This window comes from Aeromonas sp. s4 (assembly GCF_040907855.1).
GTDB classification, from domain to species: Bacteria; Pseudomonadota; Gammaproteobacteria; order Enterobacterales; family Aeromonadaceae; genus Aeromonas; species Aeromonas caviae.
The window spans coordinates 1-2,998 of the sequence record NZ_JBFOCP010000006.1 but is presented as its reverse complement, the minus strand read 5'-3'; the positions used below and the strand labels follow the sequence as shown (position 1 = coordinate 2,998).

The 2,998-nt window shown below is 52.9% G+C and carries 1 rRNA gene; it reads left to right on the top strand.

Annotated elements, in window-relative coordinates:
* Window positions 1-156: 156 nt before the first annotated feature.
* Window positions 157-2,998 (top strand): 23S ribosomal RNA (locus AB5Y89_RS01800); the annotation flags it as partial.

The window sequence follows — 2,998 nt, the reverse complement described above, 5'->3', positions numbered from 1 at the left end:
TGCTCTTTAACAATCTGGAAAGCTGATTTAAAAAGTAGTTCTCAAACATTTGTTACAAGTGCTTTGGAAACTTCTTGGCGAAAACCAAATTTTATTTGGTCCTTGTTGTACAGCAACAAGCCGTGCCGGTTTCACCGACACTTCTTGGGGTTGTATGGTTAAGTGACTAAGCGTACATGGTGGATGCCTTGGCAGTCAGAGGCGATGAAGGACGTACTAACCTGCGATAAGCCGTGAGCAGTCGGTAAGAGACATTACGACTCACGGATTTCCGAATGGGGAAACCCACTTAGCATAAGCTAGGTATCGCTGCGTGAATACATAGCGTAGCGAGGCGAACCGGGAGAACTGAAACATCTAAGTACCCCGAGGAAAAGAAATCAACCGAGATTCCCTCAGTAGCGGCGAGCGAACGGGGATTAGCCCTTAAGCATCTTGGAAGTTAGTGGAACGGTCCTGGAAAGGCCGGCGATACAGGGTGATAGCCCCGTACACGAAAACAACCTTGATGTGAAATCGAGTAGGGCGGGACACGTGACATCCTGTCTGAATATGGGGGGACCATCCTCCAAGGCTAAATACTCCTGACTGACCGATAGTGAACCAGTACCGTGAGGGAAAGGCGAAAAGAACCCCTGTGAGGGGAGTGAAATAGAACCTGAAACCGTGTACGTACAAGCAGTGGGAGCCCTTCGGGGTGACTGCGTACCTTTTGTATAATGGGTCAGCGACTTACATTTTGTAGCGAGGTTAACCGTATAGGGGAGCCGTAGGGAAACCGAGTCTTAACTGGGCGTCTAGTTGCAAGGTGTAGACCCGAAACCGGGTGATCTAGCCATGGGCAGGTTGAAGGTTGAGTAACATCAACTGGAGGACCGAACCCACTAACGTTGCAAAGTTAGGGGATGACCTGTGGCTGGGGGTGAAAGGCCAATCAAACTCGGAGATAGCTGGTTCTCCCCGAAAGCTATTTAGGTAGCGCCTCGGACGAATACTACTGGGGGTAGAGCACTGTTTGGGCTAGGGGGTCATCCCGACTTACCAACCCCATGCAAACTCCGAATACCAGTAAGTAATATCCGGGAGACACACGGCGGGTGCTAACGTCCGTCGTGAAGAGGGAAACAACCCAGACCGCCGGCTAAGGTCCCAAAGTTCTGGTTAAGTGGGAAACGATGTGGGAAGGCTCAGACAGCTAGGATGTTGGCTTAGAAGCAGCCATCATTTAAAGAAAGCGTAATAGCTCACTAGTCGAGTCGGCCTGCGCGGAAGATGTAACGGGGCTCAAACCAGGCACCGAAGCCGCGGATTCACGCTAAGCGTGAGTGGTAGGGGAGCGTTCTGTAAGTCTGCGAAGGTGTGTCGAGAGGCATGCTGGAGATATCAGAAGTGCGAATGCTGACGTAAGTAACGATAAAGGGGGTGAAAAGCCTCCTCGCCGGAAGACCAAGGGTTCCTGTCCAACGTTAATCGGGGCAGGGTGAGTCGACCCCTAAGGTGAGGCCGAAAGGCGTAATCGATGGGAAGCAGGTTAATATTCCTGCACGACTTGTAATTGCGATGGGGGGACGGAGAAGGCTAGGTGGGCCAGGCGACGGTTGTCCTGGTGAAAGTGCGTAGGTGGTGTTTCTAGGCAAATCCGGAGACACAACACTGAGACACGAGACGAACGCACTACGGTGCGGAAGCCATTGATGCCCTGCTTCCAGGAAAAGCCTCTAAGCTTCAGATTACAAGTCATCGTACCCCAAACCGACACAGGTGGTCGGGTAGAGAATACCAAGGCGCTTGAGAGAACTCGGGTGAAGGAACTAGGCAAAATAGAACCGTAACTTCGGGAGAAGGTTCGCTCTTGATGGTGAAGTCCCTTGCGGATGGAGCTGTCGGGAGTCGCAGTGACCAGATGGCTGGGACTGTTTATCAAAAACACAGCACTCTGCAAACACGAAAGTGGACGTATAGGGTGTGACACCTGCCCGGTGCCGGAAGGTTAATTGATGGGGTTAGCGCAAGCGAAGCTCTTGATCGAAGCCCCGGTAAACGGCGGCCGTAACTATAACGGTCCTAAGGTAGCGAAATTCCTTGTCGGGTAAGTTCCGACCTGCACGAATGGTGTAACCATGGCCATGCTGTCTCCACCCGAGACTCAGTGAAATCGAATTCGCCGTGAAGATGCGGTGTACCCGCGGCTAGACGGAAAGACCCCGTGAACCTTTACTACAGCTTGGCACTGAACATTGAACCTACATGTGTAGGATAGGTGGGAGGCTTTGAAGGCGTGACGCCAGTTGCGCTGGAGCCGTCCTTGAAATACCACCCTTGTATGTTTGATGTTCTAACGCAGGGCCCTGAATCGGGCTCGCGGACAGTGCCTGGTGGGTAGTTTGACTGGGGCGGTCTCCTCCCAAAGAGTAACGGAGGAGCACGAAGGTTGGCTAATCCTGGTCGGACATCAGGAGGTTAGTGCAATGGCATAAGCCAGCTTAACTGCGAGACGGACAGGTCGAGCAGGTACGAAAGTAGGTCATAGTGATCCGGTGGTTCTGAATGGAAGGGCCATCGCTCAACGGATAAAAGGTACTCCGGGGATAACAGGCTGATACCGCCCAAGAGTTCATATCGACGGCGGTGTTTGGCACCTCGATGTCGGCTCATCACATCCTGGGGCTGAAGTCGGTCCCAAGGGTATGGCTGTTCGCCATTTAAAGTGGTACGCGAGCTGGGTTCAGAACGTCGTGAGACAGTTCGGTCCCTATCTGCCGTGGGCGTTGGATGATTGAAGGGAGTTGCTCCTAGTACGAGAGGACCGGAGTGAACGAACCTCTGGTGTTCGGGTTGTCACGCCAGTGGCACTGCCCGGTAGCTAAGTTCGGAATCGATAACCGCTGAAAGCATCTAAGCGGGAAGCGAGCCCTGAGATGAGTCATCCCTGACCCCTTGAGGGTCCTAAAGGGCCGTTGGAGACCACAACGTTGATAGGTGGGGTGTGTAAGCGTAG